General features: G+C 44.4%; 9 protein-coding genes, 9 tRNA genes and 4 rRNA genes. All 22 read left to right on the forward strand.

Annotation, left to right across the window (positions count from 1 at the left end; all coding sequences use genetic code 11):
• The first annotated feature begins 126 nt into the window (after positions 1-126).
• A 5S ribosomal RNA gene (rrf, locus tag CDZ88_RS15660) occupies positions 127-242 on the forward strand.
• 8 nt (positions 243-250) lie between these two features.
• Positions 251-326 (forward strand) — tRNA-Val (locus tag CDZ88_RS15665).
• A gap of 5 nt (positions 327-331) precedes the next feature.
• Positions 332-404: transfer RNA gene (locus CDZ88_RS15670), tRNA-Thr, on the forward strand.
• Between the two features lie 16 nt (positions 405-420).
• Positions 421-496 (forward strand) — tRNA-Lys (locus CDZ88_RS15675).
• Between the two features lie 9 nt (positions 497-505).
• Positions 506-587, forward strand: a tRNA-Leu gene (locus tag CDZ88_RS15680).
• Positions 588-596: 9 nt separating this feature from the next.
• Positions 597-671, forward strand: a tRNA-Gly gene (locus CDZ88_RS15685).
• Between the two features lie 39 nt (positions 672-710).
• A tRNA-Leu gene (locus CDZ88_RS15690) sits at positions 711-799 on the forward strand.
• Positions 800-805: 6 nt separating this feature from the next.
• A tRNA-Arg gene (locus CDZ88_RS15695) sits at positions 806-882 on the forward strand.
• An 18-nt stretch (positions 883-900) separates the two neighbouring features.
• Positions 901-977: transfer RNA gene (locus CDZ88_RS15700), tRNA-Pro, on the forward strand.
• A gap of 7 nt (positions 978-984) precedes the next feature.
• Positions 985-1060, forward strand: a tRNA-Ala gene (locus CDZ88_RS15705).
• A gap of 170 nt (positions 1061-1230) precedes the next feature.
• Positions 1231-2782, forward strand: a 16S ribosomal RNA gene (locus CDZ88_RS15710).
• A 222-nt stretch (positions 2783-3004) separates the two neighbouring features.
• A 23S ribosomal RNA gene (locus tag CDZ88_RS15715) occupies positions 3005-5942 on the forward strand.
• Between the two features lie 63 nt (positions 5943-6005).
• Positions 6006-6121: ribosomal RNA gene (gene rrf / locus CDZ88_RS15720) — 5S ribosomal RNA — on the forward strand.
• The 16S, 23S and 5S rRNA genes sit together here with 9 tRNA genes alongside, the layout of an rRNA operon.
• Positions 6122-6658: 537 nt before the next feature.
• Positions 6659-7129, forward strand: coding sequence for a CtsR family transcriptional regulator (locus CDZ88_RS15730; protein ID WP_100374413.1), 471 nt, complete (start codon positions 6659-6661; stop codon positions 7127-7129).
• A gap of 25 nt (positions 7130-7154) precedes the next feature.
• Complete coding sequence (locus CDZ88_RS15735) at positions 7155-7688, forward strand: UvrB/UvrC motif-containing protein (protein WP_100374414.1); 534 nt, start codon at positions 7155-7157, stop codon at positions 7686-7688.
• Positions 7689-7692: 4 nt separating this feature from the next.
• Positions 7693-8769: a protein arginine kinase gene (locus CDZ88_RS15740; protein WP_100374415.1), complete on the forward strand. Its 1077-nt coding sequence runs from the start codon at positions 7693-7695 to the stop codon at positions 8767-8769.
• Between the two features lie 18 nt (positions 8770-8787).
• The gene (clpC, locus tag CDZ88_RS15745; protein WP_100374416.1) at positions 8788-11229 is read left to right on the forward strand and encodes an ATP-dependent protease ATP-binding subunit ClpC; all 2442 of its coding nucleotides are present in this window, start codon (positions 8788-8790) and stop codon (positions 11227-11229) included.
• 143 nt (positions 11230-11372) lie between these two features.
• Positions 11373-12749, forward strand: a complete 1377-nt coding sequence (gene radA / locus CDZ88_RS15750) for a DNA repair protein RadA (protein ID WP_100374417.1) — start codon at positions 11373-11375, stop codon at positions 12747-12749.
• A gap of 6 nt (positions 12750-12755) precedes the next feature.
• The gene (gene disA, locus CDZ88_RS15755; protein WP_100374418.1) at positions 12756-13829 is read left to right on the forward strand and encodes a DNA integrity scanning diadenylate cyclase DisA; all 1074 of its coding nucleotides are present in this window, start codon (positions 12756-12758) and stop codon (positions 13827-13829) included.
• Positions 13830-14008: 179 nt separating this feature from the next.
• Positions 14009-15109, forward strand: a complete 1101-nt coding sequence (locus tag CDZ88_RS15760; protein ID WP_100374419.1) for a PIN/TRAM domain-containing protein — start codon at positions 14009-14011, stop codon at positions 15107-15109.
• A gap of 207 nt (positions 15110-15316) precedes the next feature.
• Positions 15317-16003 (forward strand): 2-C-methyl-D-erythritol 4-phosphate cytidylyltransferase, encoded by a 687-nt coding sequence (ispD, locus tag CDZ88_RS15765; protein ID WP_100374420.1) that lies wholly within the window; start codon positions 15317-15319, stop codon positions 16001-16003.
• Position 16004: 1 nt separating this feature from the next.
• Positions 16005-16487, forward strand: coding sequence for a 2-C-methyl-D-erythritol 2,4-cyclodiphosphate synthase (gene ispF, locus CDZ88_RS15770; protein WP_100374421.1), 483 nt, complete (start codon positions 16005-16007; stop codon positions 16485-16487).
• Positions 16488-16491: the final 4 nt, after the last annotated feature.

The raw sequence follows: 16491 nt of genomic DNA on the forward strand, positions 1-16491 counted from the left end.
TATTCACGAAGAGGATCAAAGAGTTCGAGGAAGCAACGTAGGTCCTACCCGGAGCGTATCAAGCATACGTGAGGATAGGAAGAAGGAAGCTGACGAAGAAATCTGCCGATCATCTGAAGTGATAAGTTTGGTGGCGATAGCAAAGAGGTCACACCCGTTCCCATGCCGAACACGGACGTTAAGCTCTTTTGCGCCGATGGTAGTTGGGGGCTTCCCCCTGTGAGAGTAGGACGTTGCCAAACATAAATATGGAGGATTAGCTCAGCTGGGAGAGCACCTGCCTTACAAGCAGGGGGTCGGCGGTTCGAGCCCGTCATCCTCCACCATATATGCCGGTCTAGCTCAATTGGTAGAGCAACTGACTTGTAATCAGTAGGTTGGGGGTTCAAGTCCTCTGGCCGGCACTCTTCAAAGAGGTATGAGCCATTAGCTCAGTTGGTAGAGCATCTGACTTTTAATCAGAGGGTCGAAGGTTCGAATCCTTCATGGCTCACCATTTTAATACGCGGGTGTGGCGGAATTGGCAGACGCGCTAGACTTAGGATCTAGTGTCTTATGACGTGGGGGTTCAAGTCCCTTCACCCGCATTATGAATCGCGGAAGTAGTTCAGTGGTAGAACACCACCTTGCCAAGGTGGGGGTCGCGAGTTCGAATCTCGTCTTCCGCTCCATATACTTTTGAATTGTATATTGTTATAGCAGTAAGTCCTGCCGGGGTGGTGGAATTGGCAGACACACAGGACTTAAAATCCTGCGGTAGGTGACTACCGTGCCGGTTCAAGTCCGGCCCTCGGCACCATATATTGCGCCCTTAGCTCAGCTGGATAGAGTGTTTGACTACGAATCAAAAGGTCGGGAGTTCGAATCTCTCAGGGCGCACCATTTATTTCATATACGTAACGGGAAGTGGCTCAGCTTGGTAGAGCACCTGGTTTGGGACCAGGGGGTCGCAGGTTCAAATCCTGTCTTCCCGACCATTTTTTTGGGGCCTTAGCTCAGCTGGGAGAGCGCCTGCCTTGCACGCAGGAGGTCAGCGGTTCGATCCCGCTAGGCTCCACCAAAAAAATCATGAAAACGTGTTGACATTATATCAGTACAAATGGTATGGTAGTAAAGTCGCTAACAACGACAGAACAAACAAAACGTTCTTTGAAAACTGAACAAAAGCCAAGCGAAAAAAATGAGATACATGATATCTCGTCAATGTTTTATTTTGAGCAATCAAACACTTTTATGGAGAGTTTGATCCTGGCTCAGGACGAACGCTGGCGGCGTGCCTAATACATGCAAGTCGAGCGGATCAAAGGGAGCTTGCTCCCTTTGATTAGCGGCGGACGGGTGAGTAACACGTGGGCAACCTACCTATAAGATTGGGATAACTCCGGGAAACCGGGGCTAATACCGGGTAATCCTTTACTCCGCATGGAGGAAAGGTAAAAGGTGGCTTCGGCTATCACTTATAGATGGGCCCGCGGCGCATTAGCTAGTTGGTAAGGTAATGGCTTACCAAGGCGACGATGCGTAGCCGACCTGAGAGGGTGATCGGCCACACTGGGACTGAGACACGGCCCAGACTCCGACGGGAGGCAGCAGTAGGGAATCTTCCGCAATGGACGAAAGTCTGACGGAGCAACGCCGCGTGAGTGATGCAGGTTTTCGGATCGTAAAGCTCTGTTGGTAGGGAAGAACAAGTGCCGTTTGAATAAGGCGGCACCTTGACGGTACCTAACCAGAAAGCCACGGCGAACTACGTGCCAGCAGCCGCGGTAATACGTAGGTGGCAAGCGTTGTCCGGAATTATTGGGCGTAAAGCGCGCGCAGGCGGTCTTGTAAGTCTGATGTGAAAGCCCACGGCTCAACCGTGGAGGGTCATTGGAAACTGGGAGACTTGAGTACAGAAGAGGAGAGTGGAATTCCACGTGTAGCGGTGAAATGCGTAGATATGTGGAGGAACACCAGTGGCGAAGGCGACTCTCTGGTCTGTAACTGACGCTGAGGCGCGAAAGCGTGGGGAGCAAACAGGATTAGATACCCTGGTAGTCCACGCCGTAAACGATGCGTGCTAGGTGTTAGGGGTTTCGATGCCCTTAGTGCCGAAGTTAACACATTAAGCACTCCGCCTGGGGAGTACGACCGCAAGGTGGAAACTCAAAGGAATTGACGGGGGCCCGCACAAGCAGTGGAGCATGTGGTTTAATTCGAAGCAACGCGAAGAACCTTACCAGGTCTTGACATCCTTTGACCACCCTAGAGATAGGGCTTTCCCCTTCGGGGGACAAAGTGACAGGTGGTGCATGGTTGTCGTCAGCTCGTGTCGTGAGATGTTGGGTTAAGTCCCGCAACGAGCGCAACCCTTGATCTTAGTTGCCAGCATTCAGTTGGGCACTCTAAGGTGACTGCCGGTGACAAACCGGAGGAAGGTGGGGACGACGTCAAATCATCATGCCCCTTATGACCTGGGCTACACACGTGCTACAATGGATGGTACAAAGGGCTGCAAAACCGCGAGGTTGAGCGAATCCCATAAAGCCATTCTCAGTTCGGATTGTAGGCTGCAACTCGCCTACATGAAGCCGGAATTGCTAGTAATCGCGGATCAGCATGCCGCGGTGAATACGTTCCCGGGCCTTGTACACACCGCCCGTCACACCACGAGAGTTTGTAACACCCGAAGTCGGTGGGGTAACCTTTATGGAGCCAGCCGCCTAAGGTGGGACAGATGATTGGGGTGAAGTCGTAACAAGGTAGCCGTATCGGAAGGTGCGGCTGGATCACCTCCTTTCTATGGAGTATTTTAACTCTAGTCGATGTATGACCTTGGGTCATATGCGCTTTGGATCTTTTGTTCAGTTTTGAGAGAACACAAAACTCTCAACATACTTAGAGGATATTTATCCTGTAAGCATTGTTCTTTGAAAACTAGATAATGAAATGTAAACATGAACGTTCATCGAAAAATCGAACGAGAATGTCAAGAATTCAACAACCTTTTTTAATTTTTTTTGGTTAAGTTAGAAAGGGCGCACGGTGAATGCCTTGGCACTAGGAGCCGAAGAAGGACGCGACGAACAGCGAAATGCCTCGGGAAGTTGTAAGTAAACGTTGATCCGAGGGTATCCGAATGGGGGAACCCACTATTCGTAATGGAATAGTACCCATGCCTGAATACATAGGGCATGAGGAGGCAGACCTGGGGAACTGAAACATCTAAGTACCCAGAGGAAGAGAAAGCAAATGCGATTACCTGAGTAGCGGCGAGCGAAACGGTAACAGCCCAAACCAAGAGGCTTGCCTCTTGGGGTTGTAGGACACTCAATACGGAGTTACAAAGAAATAGGATAGGCGAAGCGATCTGGAAAGGTCCGCGGTACAAGGTAACAGCCCTGTAGTCGAAATTCTATTTTCTCCTGAGTGGATCCTGAGTACGGCGGGACACGTGAAACCCCGTCGGAATCCGGGAGGACCATCTCCCAAGGCTAAATACTCCCTAGTGACCGATAGTGAACCAGTACCGTGAGGGAAAGGTGAAAAGCACCCCGGAAGGGGAGTGAAACAGATCCTGAAACCGTGTGCCTACAACTAGTTGGAGCCCATTAACGGGTGACAGCGTGCCTTTTGTAGAATGAACCGGCGAGTTACGATGTCGTGCAAGGTTAAGCTGATAAGGCGGAGCCGTAGCGAAAGCGAGTCTGAATAGGGCGATGAAGTACGACGTCGTAGACCCGAAACCGTGTGATCTACCCATGTCCAGGGTGAAGTTCAGGTAACACTGAATGGAGGCCCGAACCCACGCATGTTGAAAAATGCGGGGATGAGGTGTGGGTAGGGGTGAAATGCCAATCGAACTCGGAAATAGCTGGTTCTCCCCGAAATAGCTTTAGGGCTAGCCTCGAGGTTGAGAGTTTTGGAGGTAGAGCACTGATTGGACTAGGGGTCCCCACAGGATTACCGAATTCAGTCAAACTCCGAATGCCAAAAACTTTTACTCGGGAGTCAGACTGCGAGTGCTAAGATCCGTAGTCAAGAGGGAAACAGCCCAGACCATCAGCTAAGGTCCCCAAGTATACGTTAAGTGGAAAAGGATGTGGAGTTGCCCAGACAACCAGGATGTTGGCTTAGAAGCAGCCACCATTTAAAGAGTGCGTAATAGCTCACTGGTCGAGTGACTCTGCGCCGAAAATGTACCGGGGCTAAACGTATCACCGAAGCTATGGATTGACACCTTTGGTGTCAGTGGTAGGGGAGCGTTCTAAGTGCAGCGAAGTCAGATCGTAAGGACTGGTGGAGCGCTTAGAAGTGAGAATGCCGGTATGAGTAGCGAAAAGAGGGGTGAGAATCCCCTCCGTCGAAAGCCCAAGGTTTCCTGAGGAAGGCTCGTCCGCTCAGGGTAAGTCGGGACCTAAGCCGAGGCTGAAAAGCGTAGGCGATGGACAACAGGTTGAAATTCCTGTACCACCTCCTCACCGTTTGAGTAATGGGGGGACGCAGTAAGGTAGGGTAAGCGCGCTGATGGATATGCGCGTCCAAGCAATTAGGCTGAGAAGTAGGCAAATCCGCTTCTCGCGAAGGCTGAGTTGTGATGGCGAGGGAAATTTAGTACCGAAGTTCCTGATCCTACACTGCCTAGAAAAGCCTCTAGCGAGGTGAGAGGTGCCCGTACCGCAAACCGACACAGGTAGGCGAGAAGAGAATTCTAAGACGCTCGGGAGAACTCTCGTTAAGGAACTCGGCAAAATGACCCCGTAACTTCGGGAGAAGGGGTGCTCTATTAGGGTGTATGCCCGAGAGAGCCGCAGTGAATAGATCCAAGCGACTGTTTAGCAAAAACACAGGTCTCTGCGAAGCCGCAAGGCGAAGTATAGGGGCTGACACCTGCCCGGTGCTGGAAGGTTAAGAGGAGGGGTTATCCTTTGGGAGAAGCTCTGAATTGAAGCCCCAGTAAACGGCGGCCGTAACTATAACGGTCCTAAGGTAGCGAAATTCCTTGTCGGGTAAGTTCCGACCCGCACGAATGGTGTAACGATTTGGATACTGTCTCAACGAGAGACCCGGTGAAATTATAGTACCTGTGAAGATGCAGGTTACCCGCGACAGGACGGAAAGACCCCATGGAGCTTTACTGTAGCTTGATATTGGATGTTGGTACAGTTTGTACAGGATAGGTAGGAGCCTTGGAAGTCGGAGCGCCAGCTTCGACGGAGGCGTCGGTGGGATACTACCCTGACTGTGCTGACATTCTAACCTCGGACCGTGATCCGGTTCAGGGACAGTGTCAGGTGGGCAGTTTGACTGGGGCGGTCGCCTCCTAAACAGTAACGGAGGCGCCCAAAGGTTCCCTCAGAATGGTTGGAAATCATTCGAAGAGTGCAAAGGCATAAGGGAGCTTGACTGCGAGACCTACAAGTCGAGCAGGGACGAAAGTCGGGCTTAGTGATCCGGTGGTTCCGCATGGAAGGGCCATCGCTCAACGGATAAAAGCTACCCTGGGGATAACAGGCTTATCTCCCCCAAGAGTCCACATCGACGGGGAGGTTTGGCACCTCGATGTCGGCTCATCGCATCCTGGGGCTGAAGTAGGTCCCAAGGGTTGGGCTGTTCGCCCATTAAAGCGGTACGCGAGCTGGGTTCAGAACGTCGTGAGACAGTTCGGTCCCTATCCGTCGCGGGCGCAGGAAATTTGAGAGGAGCTGTCCTTAGTACGAGAGGACCGGGATGGACACACCGCTGGTGTACCAGTTGTTCCGCCAGGAGCATCGCTGGGTAGCTACGTGTGGACGGGATAAGTGCTGAAAGCATCTAAGCATGAAGCCCCCCTCGAGATGAGATTTCCCATGGAGTTAATCCAGTAAGACCCCTTAGAGATGATGAGGTTGATAGGTCTGGTGTGGAAGCGTGGCGACACGTGGAGCTGACAGATACTAATCGGTCGAGGACTTATCCAAAATTATTCTTGACACATGTTTACACATTATCTAGTTTTGAGAGAACAACTCTCAATTTTCTAGTTTGGTGGCGATAGCAAAGAGGTCACACCCGTTCCCATGCCGAACACGGACGTTAAGCTCTTTTGCGCCGATGGTAGTTGGGGGCTTCCCCCTGTGAGAGTAGGACGTTGCCAAGCATCTAAAAAGCATTCCATTTATGGGATGCTTTTTTTGTTTGTGAAGTGAAAAACAAAATAATAAATAATTCGTTCGTTGATATAATAGAGTTTTTGTCGAATCGGTTAATATGTTCCACATGAATCACAATCTTGAAGAAACAACGTGCTTGACCCTGTGAGACGAGTCCTTTCTCTTCGTCATACATCGTGAAGCACTTCGAAGTAAGAGCAAATCGTTGATCTTCCCCGTAGAAGAGAAAGGATGAGCCAGGTCAGGTCATTGCCAAGTATTTAAAAAGCATTCCATTTATGGGATGCTTTTTTGTTTGTAAAAACTCATTTTTTGAGCTGATTTCGTCTTGTTAAAATTGGTATCATAATATCTTTCATTTTATTAAAAGAAAAAAAGATATCATATCTTTTATGTAGAGATTGTCGAGTCGTTGGCTATACTAGCTTGTGTATGAGCGAGATGATTGCACTTTTTTTTAAGAGAGATTATAATATGTATATAGTCAAAGATAGTCAAAGTCAAAGAGGGGGGAGGCCAGATAGTTGAGAAATATCTCTGATGTCATAGAACAATATTTAAAAGCTACATTGATGAAAAGTGAAGATGATCTATTAGAGATTAAAAGAAGTGAACTCGCTAAACAGTTTGAGTGTGTACCTTCGCAAATAAACTACGTAATTAGTACTCGTTTTACGATAGAAAAAGGATATATTGTTGAAAGTAAGCGAGGCGGCGGTGGGTATATACGAATTATTAAGGTGAAGCCTCATGACGATCTAGCTCTCTTTGAACAATTGATGAATCTAATCGGCAAAAAAATTGATCAACAAACAGCAGAAAATGTTATCTTAAGGCTTCTTGATGAAGAGGCTGTGTCGAAAAGAGAAGCTAATTTGATGATAAGTGTAGTGGATCGCACACTATTTCAAACCACGGTGGCTCATCGAGACGAAATAAGAGCGAATCTTCTAAAAGCAATGCTAGGCACATTAATATATAAACAAGACCGTTGATCAAAAGTGAAAGAGGTGATATGCGATGAAGTGCCAAGAGTGTCAAGAAAAAGAGGCAACATTGCATTTTACGAAAATTGTTAACGGGCAGAAGACAGAATTTCATATATGCGATCAATGCGCCCGCGAAAAAGGAGAACAATTCCCAGGAACTAATAGTTTCTCCATTCATCAATTATTGTCAGGATTGCTGCACTTTGAACAGCCTCTTAAAGAAGGTCAGGAGTCAGCAACTCAGCGTAAAGAGTTAGTATGTACAAATTGTGGTATGAGGTATGAGCAATTTACGAGAGCTGGACGATTTGGATGTGCTACATGTTATGAAAGTTTTGGTGAAAAGTTAGATCCTATTTTAAAACGTGTGCATAGTGGAAATGATACGCACTCAGGTAAAATCCCTATTCGTGTAGGCGGAGGATTGCAACTGAAAAAACAGATTGACTCATTAAAAATTGAGATGAAGAAATATATAGAGAATGAGGAATTTGAACAAGCGGCAGAGACCCGTGATCAAATTCGAGCACTTGAAAAACAAAAACAGAATGAAGAAGAGGGGTGAAAAGATGTCACTCCAACGATTTATTTCAGATGCAATCAGTCCATGGATGAAAAAAGATGGTACAGATTCGGATATTGTTTTGAGTAGTCGAATAAGATTAGCAAGAAACCTAAAAGAATATAAGTTTCCACTTCTCTCAACGATGGAAGAGTCGAACGCAGTTGTAAAGCAAGTGAGAGAAGCTTTGCTAGCTGAAGAAAACAAGTCTATTGGTCAGTTAGAGATGTTATTGATGGATGAGTTAAAAGTGAATGAAAAGCGAGTATTGGTGGAAAAGCATCTTATCAGCCCCCATTTAGCAGAACAATCTAAGCACGGAGCAGTTATGCTAAGTGATGATGAGTCTGTTAGCTTAATGGTAAATGAAGAAGATCATTTACGTATTCAATATTTATTTAAAGGGTTTCAGTTGACTCAAGGTTTAGAGGCTACAAGCAAACTAGACGACTGGGTCGAGGAACGATTAACTTATGCGTTTGATGAAAAACGAGGATATCTGACTAGCTGTCCGACAAACGTTGGGACAGGGTTAAGAGCCTCAGTCATGATGCATCTTCCTGCACTGGCGATGACACGTCAGTTAAATAAAATTTTACCAGCAATTAATCAATTAGGATTAGTTGTTAGAGGAATTTATGGGGAAGGTAGCGAAGCTTTAGGTAACCTGTTTCAGGTGTCGAACCAACTTACTCTAGGTAAATCAGAACAAGGTATCGTTGAAGATTTGCGAGATGTGGTGATGCAGTTGATTCAACAAGAGCGAGCGGCACGTGAAGTATTAATGCAAAGCTCGAAACTGCAACTTGAAGATAGAGTTTATCGTTCTTACGGAATTCTCTCACACAGTCGAGTCATCGAATCAAAAGAAGCCACGCAAAGGTTATCAGATGTTCGCTTAGGAATTGATGTAGGATTACTTGAGAATGTGTCAGCAAACATTTTGAATGAGTTAATGATTCTCACTCAACCGGGCTTTTTACAACAGTATGCGGGAGAAGTGTTATCGCCAGAAGTACGAGATGAACGAAGGGCGACTTTGATCCGTGAGAGGTTGCAACTCGAGAATGAAATGAACGAATAACCGTGGAGGTGGACGCTAATGATGTTTGGACGTTTAACAGAAAGAGCTCAGAAAGTATTAGCATTAGCACAAGAGGAAGCGATTCGCTTAGGACATAATAATATCGGAACAGAGCATGTGCTACTAGGACTTATTCGTGAAGGAGAGGGTATTGCTGCAAAGGCTCTTCAAGCATTAGGTCTAGGTTCTGAAAAAATACAAAAAGAAGTAGAGACGTTAATTGGTAAAGGTCAAGAAGGATCTAAAACAATTCATTATACGCCTCGCGCTAAGAAAGTTATTGAGTTATCAATGGATGAAGCTAGAAAGTTAGGCCATTCCTATGTTGGAACGGAGCACATTTTATTAGGACTTATTCGCGAAGGCGAAGGGGTGGCTGCTAGAGTATTAAACAACCTAGGTGTTAGTCTAAATAAGGCGCGTCAACAAGTGTTACAACTACTTGGCAGTAATGAAGTCGGTAACTCATCTCAACAGGGTGGAAGCTCTTCTAATGCGAATACACCAACCTTAGATAGTTTGGCAAGAGATTTAACTGCAATTGCGCGTGAAGAGTCCCTAGATCCTGTTATCGGGCGCAGTAAGGAGATTGAGCGTGTTATCCAAGTGCTGAGCCGCCGCACGAAAAATAACCCTGTTCTTATCGGGGAGCCTGGTGTCGGTAAAACTGCTATCGCAGAAGGATTAGCCCAAGCAATCATCGCAAACGAAGTACCAGAAACGCTACGTAACAAGCGAGTGATGACACTTGATATGGGTACGGTTGTAGCCGGTACTAAATACCGTGGTGAATTTGAAGATCGTTTGAAAAAGGTGATGGATGAGATTCGTCAAGCTGGGAATGTCATTTTATTCATTGACGAATTGCACACATTGATTGGTGCAGGTGGAGCAGAAGGTGCAATCGATGCTTCAAACATCCTAAAACCTTCTTTGGCACGTGGTGAATTGCAATGTATTGGAGCAACTACGATAGATGAATACCGCAAATACATTGAAAAAGATGCGGCTCTAGAGCGTCGTTTCCAACCAATTCAAGTGAATGAACCAACATTAGTTGAATCGGTTTTAATCCTAAAAGGACTACGTGACCGTTATGAAGCCCATCATCGTGTCACGATTACCGATGAAGCGATTGATGAGGCAGTAAAAATGTCAGATCGCTATATTCCAGATCGTTTCTTACCGGATAAAGCGATTGACCTAATTGATGAGGCGGCATCTAAAGTACGTTTGCGTTCTTACACAGCTCCGCCAAACTTAAAAGAGCTTGAAAGCCGTTTAGAGGAGACGCGTAAAGAGAAAGACGCAGCGGTTCAAAGCCAAGAATTCGAAAAAGCAGCTTCCTTACGCGATTCCGAACAACGTCTACGTGAAGAACTAGAAGAGATGAAAAATGAGTGGAAGAAAAAGCAAGGTCAAGAAGATACAGAAGTAGTCGTAGAAGATATCGCTCAAGTGGTAGCAAGTTGGACGGGAATTCCAGTGTCTAAATTAGCTGAAGAAGAAACCGATCGCCTCCTGAAAATGGAGAGCATCTTACATGAGCGTATCGTAGGGCAAGAAGAAGCGGTTAAATCGATCTCAAAAGCGGTGCGCCGTGCACGTGCTGGATTAAAAGATCCTAAGCGCCCTATTGGTTCGTTCATCTTCTTAGGCCCAACAGGTGTTGGTAAGACGGAACTTGCACGAGCAGTAGCTGAGACATTATTCGGAGATGAAGATGCGGTGATCCGTATTGATATGTCTGAGTATATGGAAAAGCATTCAACGAGTCGTCTTGTTGGTTCTCCTCCAGGTTATGTAGGCCATGAAGACGGAGGACAGTTAACGGAAAAAGTTCGCCGCAAGCCTTATTCTGTTATCTTACTTGATGAGATTGAAAAAGCTCATCCGGAAGTATTTAATATCCTTTTACAAGTACTAGAGGATGGTCGTTTAACCGATTCAAAAGGACGAACGGTTGATTTCCGCAATACGGCTATTATTATGACATCAAACGTTGGAGCTAGTACGCTCAAGCGTAATAAGTATTTAGGATTTACAACGGAAAGTGAAGGGCAAGAATATAAAGATATGAAAGGCAAAGTTATGGAAGAGCTAAAACGTAGCTTCCGTCCTGAGTTTCTTAATCGTATCGATGAGATCATTGTCTTCCACTCACTAGAGAAAAAGCATGTACGTGAGATTATTACATTAATGTCTGATCAGTTGAAGCAGCGTCTAATTGAACAAGGCATTGAATTTGAATTAACAGAAGCTGCTAAAGATAAAATCACAGATTTAGGATATGATCCTGAGTACGGTGCGCGTCCGTTACGTCGTGCGTTGCAGAAGCAAGTTGAAGATCGTCTTTCAGAAGAGTTATTAAAAGGTACGATTTTCAAAGGTCAAAAAGCAATCATTGATGTGAAAGACGATGAGTTAATCGTTGAAACGCGCGAGAGTGCTCAAGTGTAAAAGAATATTAGTTACAAAAAAGCTGAGGGACAGACATAACCCCTCGGCTTTTCACCATAGAGTGATAGTACCTCTTCTTTCACGTTTGCTTTCTACTCTGTTACAATGAGAGAAAGAAGAACAGTAGAAAAGAGGAACTCAAATTGGCAAAGAAAAAAACAAAATTTGTCTGCCAGGAATGTGGCTATGAGTCAGCGAAATGGATGGGGAAATGCCCTGGGTGCCAAGGATGGAACTCAATGGTAGAGGAGTTTGAGCCAAGTGCCAAACAATCTAGCCGTAGTTATGTAACTTCAGGTGCTGCTCAAGGGACAAAACCTCAGGCAATTACGACGATACAAAGTGAGACAGAACCCCGTATTGATACGACATTAGTTGAGTTAAATCGAGTCCTTGGAGGCGGGATTGTACCAGGTTCCCTCGTCCTTGTTGGTGGAGACCCAGGGATCGGGAAATCAACCCTCCTTTTGCAACTTTCAGCTAAGTTAGCAGAAACCAATCAGAAAGTCCTTTATATATCAGGAGAAGAATCGGTGAAACAAACGAAGTTGCGTGCAGACCGATTGAATGCTTCCTCTTCCAATTTATATGTTTTAGCTGAAACAGATTTATCGTTTATTGATCGGGCGATAGATGAAGTAAACCCTGCTCTAGTTATTATTGATTCGATTCAAACAGTGTATCAAGAAGATATTTCATCTGCTCCGGGAAGTGTCGCACAAGTTAGGGAATGCACAGCTGCCTTTATGAAGATTGCTAAAACAAGAGGGATTGCGATCTTTATTGTCGGTCATGTCACAAAGCAAGGGTCAATTGCTGGACCGAAATTACTTGAACATATGGTCGATTCTGTTCTGTATTTTGAAGGGGAGCGTCACCACACTTATCGAATTCTCCGTGCTGTTAAAAATAGATTTGGGTCCACCAATGAGATGGGCATTTTTGAAATGAAGGAGTTAGGACTTGAAGAAGTCTTAAATCCATCAGAAATCTTCCTTGAAGAGCGTTCTAAAGGAGCCGCTGGATCCATTGTGGTTGCTTCCATGGAGGGGACACGTCCCGTTCTAGTAGAGCTACAAGCGCTTATTTCTCCAACTAGTTTTGGAAATCCAAGAAGAATGGCAACAGGAGTTGATCACAATCGAGTTTCGTTGTTAATGGCAGTGCTTGAGAAGCGCGTAGGTCTACTTTTACAAAACCAAGATGCGTATTTAAATGTGGCGGGTGGAGTCAGATTAGATGAACCAGCTATTGATTTAGCCATCGCTTTAAGTATCGCCTCAAGTTTTCGTAATCAAGTGACTAGTCCAACCGATGTGGCTATAGGTGAGATTGGTTTAACAGGAGAGATACGACGTGTTTCAAGGATTGATCAACGAGTGAACGAAGCAGCAAAATTAGGATTTAAACGAGCGATTATACCAGAGAAAAACCTTGGAGGCTGGACAGTGCCTAAGGGGATTGAAGTAGTAGGAGTGCCAACTGTAGAGCGCGCGCTTGAGGTTGTGTTAGGGAGGTAAGGTGTGATGGACGAAAGAAAAAGAGGGATATTTATCCAAAATGTGTTGAAACTTGTTGCGCCAGGAACGCCACTTCGGGCAGGAATTGATAACGTTCTACGTGCAAAAACGGGCGGATTGATAGTGATTGGTTATAATAATGAGATGATGAACGTTGTAGATGGGGGCTTCTTTATTAATTGTGATTTCTCACCGGCTTATTTATATGAATTAGCGAAGATGGATGGGGCAATCATTCTTAGTGAAGACAGCAAGCGCATTTTATATGCAAATACGCAACTTGTGCCAAACAACGGGATTGATTCGATTGAAACGGGTATCCGACATCGAACAGCAGAGCGTGTGGCAAAGCAAACCGGAAATTTGGTTATCTCTATTTCCCAACGTCGCAACGTCATTACTTTGTATCAAGGAGAGCATCGGTATTCATTGAAAGACATCGGTGTGATTTTAACTAAAGCGAATCAAGCGATTCAGACGCTAGAGAAATATAAAGTCGTTCTTGATCAAGGGATAACAAACTTAGGCGCTTTAGAATTTGAACAACTGGTAACGTTCCATGAAGTAACTCAAGTCATCCACCGTGTTCAAATGGTGTTAAGGATTAAACGAGAAATTTTAAACTACGTGAATGAACTTGGTGATGAAGGACGTTTAATAACGATGCAGTTAAATGAACTTGTCTCAAACATAGAAAAAGAAGCCATCTATTTGCTAAAAGATTACGTCAAGGAAAAGAAGCAAGACGTGTTTGATACGTTGCGTGAATTAACAAAGTCAGAAACGGAAGAGTTGCTCGATGAACATGAGATTGTTAAAGTTCTCGGCTACGGTAAGAATGTTAATGTTCAAGAACAACCCGTTTCACCACGAGGGTATCGTATTTTAAATCGCATTCCGAGATTACCGCCGCTAATTATCGGGAACCTAATTGACAAGTACGGGGATTTATCAAGTGTGATGTTTGCAAGCATCGAGGAATTAGATGAAGTTGAAGGAATTGGAGAAGCTCGGGCGAAGATGATAAAGGATGGATTACAACGAATCCAAGAACAATTATTTGTTGACCGTCATATTTAATTTTGGATGAGTTGCTTCTATTAAGAATTCTCTGTATGATGATACGTTTTCAAAATTGACAGACCTAGGACCCTTTGGTACGTTAAAACGAAATAGTTCATGGAATTTTATGTGAAATGGAGTTTGCTAGGTTTCAATTATGAAAACTTGTCTATAATAATTGAAGGAGGTGACGCTGGATGCTGAAATGGATTGTGCAATTGTTCTTTATTATTATGGGTGGAACACTAGGCTTTTTATATGTACCAGAGCTGATCCAGGTAATTAATCTAGGAAATATTCCTGGTTGGCTAACGAGTGCGTATGCAGGAGCGATCATTGGTGCTGCTCTTTTATTCGTCACGACATTTTGGTTAGCGGATTATATTGTTAACTTAATGAAATTGGTAGAAGAAGCAATTGTTAAAGCACCTGTAACAGACGTTTTATTTGGCTCAATGGGTTTAATTATCGGACTAATTGTTGCGTATTTAATTGGTATTCCTCTTAATGTTATTCAAATTCCTGTTCTTAGCACGATTGTGCCGATCTTCGTAACGATCTTTTTAGGTTATTTTGGATTTCAAATTGGATTTAAAAAACGTGATGAATTAATTAATCTTTTTACAATGACAAGAACGTTAGGAAAAGACAAAAAGCGTGAAGAAGAAGAGGAAGAAAAGAAACGAGGCAGTCAGCTAAAGATTCTCGATACGAGCGTTATTATTGATGGGCGAATTGCTGACATTTGTAAGACGGGATTTTTAGAAGGAACCTTGGTGATTCCAGAGTTTGTTCTAGAAGAGCTTCAGCATATTGCTGATTCCTCAGATGTATTAAAGCGTAATCGCGGGCGCCGTGGCTTAGATATTCTGAACAAGATTCAAAAGGAGCTACAGGTTAACGTAGAGATCTACGATGGTGATTTTGAAGAGATCCAAGAAGTTGATAGCAAATTGGTCAAACTAGCTAAACTATCTTCAGGTATGGTTGTGACAAATGACTTTAATTTAAATAAAGTATGTGAATTACAAGGAGTCGCTGTCCTAAACATTAACGATTTAGCGAATGCGGTCAAACCAGTCGTTCTTCCAGGCGAAGAATTAAATGTTCAGGTCATAAAAGACGGAAAAGAACATCACCAAGGTGTTGCGTATTTAGATGATGGAACGATGATTGTTGTTGAAGGTGGCCGTGAACATATCGGTAAAAACCTTGATGTTGTCGTCACAAGCGTCTTGCAAACAAGTGCTGGAAGAATGATCTTTGCAAAGCCTAAGTTATTAGAGAAAGCTTTATAATTCGATTGCAAAAGCGCCTACTTCTGTTCATTCAAAGGAAGGTGCTTTTCTTTTTCTGTCATACTAGAACAAAGCAACTTTCTGCCAAATCATATGCGTAATTTCTATGAATCATGATAAAATAAAATAAGATAAACCGCTTAAGCGAGCGACCTGAAAGAAAAATAGCCATTTGAGTTGGATGGATTGAACATAAGGGGAAATCAGATGCATTATCATGTAGTAATTCCAGCTGCTGGTCAAGGGAAACGGATGAAAGCAGGAATGAACAAGCAATTTATTCATTTAAGAGATGAACCAATCATTGTCCATACTGTTCGAGCTTTTACTAATGACCCATGGTGTGATCGAATCATCGTTGTTGCAAGTGAAAATGAACGTGAAGAGATGTTTCGTCTGCTATCTACCTTGAGTAGCAAAAAAGATATCGAGGTTGTTCTTGGTGGTCAGGAGAGGCAGCAAAGTGTGAAATATGGACTAGATGTACTAGAGAACAGCGGAATCGTGCTCATTCATGACGGAGCTAGGCCGTTTATCGACCAAGAATACATTCACCGCTTAGTTCTCAAGGCAAATGAAGCAGGTGCGGCCACTATCGCTGTTCCAATGAAAGATACGGTCAAGCGTGTCTACGACATGAGTGTAGTAGAAACAGTGGATCGCTCTAAGCTATGGGCGATTCAGACACCACAAGCCTTTCAGACTGCACGGATTAAAACCGCCCATAAGAAAGCAGACGATGCAGGAAAACTTGGAACGGATGATGCTAGTCTTCTTGAATGGATGGGGGATTCGGTTTCGATTGTGGAAGGTGATTATATGAATATCAAGATTACCACACCTGAGGATTTAGTGTTTGCAGAAGCAATTTTGAACCATAAGGAGAGAGTATAGCATGATGCGAATTGGACAGGGCTTTGATGTACACCAATTAGTCGAAGGGCGTCCACTGATTCTTGGTGGAATTACGATACCTTACGAGAAAGGTTTACTAGGGCATTCGGATGCAGATGTTTTATTACATACAGTAGCAGATGCGATTTTAGGAGCAGTAGCAGAGGGTGATATCGGTAAGCATTTCCCTGATACAGATCCTGAATTTAAAGATGCGGATTCAGCAAAATTATTGATTCATGTATGGAATATTGTGAAGGACAAAGGCTATCAGTTAGGAAATATTGATTGCACAATTATTGCCGAGAAGCCGAAGATGGCTCCACATATTTCACAGATGAGAGCGAAGATTGCTGAACTATTAGAGGCTGATACAAGTCAAGTTAATGTGAAGGCGACAACAACAGAGAAATTGGGATTCACCGGCAGAGGCGAAGGGATTGCTGCCCAAGCAACGGTTCTATTAACAAAAAATCCTTCATAATAAA

Source organism: Bacillus sp. FJAT-45037 (assembly GCF_002797325.1).
Lineage (GTDB): Bacteria > Bacillota > Bacilli > Bacillales > Bacillaceae_D > Alkalihalophilus.

Bases quoted from the DNA above. Each gene is read 5' to 3' on its own strand.
- CDZ88_RS15735 (WP_100374414.1), top strand. From the start codon at position 7,155: ATGAAGTGCCAAGAGTGTCAAGAAAAAGAGGCAACATTGCATTTTACG.
- CDZ88_RS15740 (WP_100374415.1), top strand. From the start codon at position 7,693: ATGTCACTCCAACGATTTATTTCAGATGCAATCAGTCCATGGATGAAA.
- clpC (WP_100374416.1), top strand. From the start codon at position 8,788: ATGATGTTTGGACGTTTAACAGAAAGAGCTCAGAAAGTATTAGCATTA.
- disA (WP_100374418.1), top strand. From the start codon at position 12,756: ATGGACGAAAGAAAAAGAGGGATATTTATCCAAAATGTGTTGAAACTT.
- CDZ88_RS15760 (WP_100374419.1), top strand. From the start codon at position 14,009: ATGCTGAAATGGATTGTGCAATTGTTCTTTATTATTATGGGTGGAACA.
- ispD (WP_100374420.1), top strand. From the start codon at position 15,317: ATGCATTATCATGTAGTAATTCCAGCTGCTGGTCAAGGGAAACGGATG.
- ispF (WP_100374421.1), top strand. From the start codon at position 16,005: ATGATGCGAATTGGACAGGGCTTTGATGTACACCAATTAGTCGAAGGG.